This window comes from Roseomonas sp. KE2513, from assembly GCF_016107305.1.
Lineage (GTDB): Bacteria > Pseudomonadota > Alphaproteobacteria > Acetobacterales > Acetobacteraceae > Roseomonas.
Genome location: NZ_RCVR01000158.1, coordinates 1 through 929, shown reverse-complemented (window position 1 = coordinate 929; position 929 = coordinate 1). Strand labels below are relative to the sequence as shown.

Sequence of the window (929 nt, the reverse complement as noted above, 5' to 3'; positions counted from 1 at the left end):
GGGAGGCACGATGCTGGCACACAGGAACCGTCTGGAGCTGCTCGCCCGGCTTGGCTACGCCGCTCGTGGCCTCGTCAGCCTGCTCATCGGGTCGCTGGCCCTACTGGCCGCGGCCGGCCAGGGTGGCGAGGCAACCGGATCAAAGGGCGCCTTGCAGGCGCTCTTCTCCCAACAATGGGGAACCGCGCTTCTCGTTGCGGTGGCGCTCGGCCTCTTCGGCTTCGCACTCTGGCGCGCGATCCAGTCCCTTCTGGACGCTGACGGACTGGGAGGATCATGGCGCGCCATCGCCACCCGCACCGGACAGATCGTATCAGCCGCCGTCTATGTCAGCCTCGGCATCTTTGCCGTGAGCCTCATTATGGGCACGAGCTCAGGCGGAGGGGAGGAGCAGGCAACACGGGATTGGACACGGTGGCTTCTCAGGCGGCCCTTCGGCCGATGGCTCGTCGGTGCCGTGGGGCTGGCTGTGCTCGGGGCTTCCATCGGGATGTTTACCAAGGCCTGGACGGCCTCCTTCCGGAAACACCTCTCCTGCGGACGGACCGTGGCCGCCTGGGTCATTCCGCTCGGCCGCGCGGGCTACGCTGCACGGGCGGTGGTGTTCCTCGTCATTGGTGGCTTCCTGCTTGTCGCCGCCTGGCAGTCCGACCCCAGCGAGGCTCGTGGCCTCGGTGGCGCTCTGCTTGCCCTTCAAGAGCAGCCCTTCGGGCGGTTCCTCTTCGCGTTGGTTGCCCTCGGGCTCGCGGCCTTCGGCGCCTTCGAGTTCGCGGAGGCAGCTTACCGGCGCATTGCTGCTCCAAATGAGGCCGATCTGGTGAAGGGCACACTCTCCAGCATGAGGGACTCCTAAGCCTAAGAATGCCGAAGCAAGAAAGATCGAGCGCCTGCGCCGCCGCCACTGGTTACGAGCGACGCCTCGAACGGAC

The 929-nt window shown here is 66.7% G+C and carries 1 protein-coding gene; it reads left to right on the top strand.

Translation table 11 applies throughout. The annotated features are described in order from the left end of the window. Window positions 1–853: DUF1206 domain-containing protein (locus tag D9599_RS30720; protein WP_232481152.1), on the top strand; the 853-nt coding region annotated here is incomplete at its 5' end. Window positions 854–929: the final 76 nt, after the last annotated feature.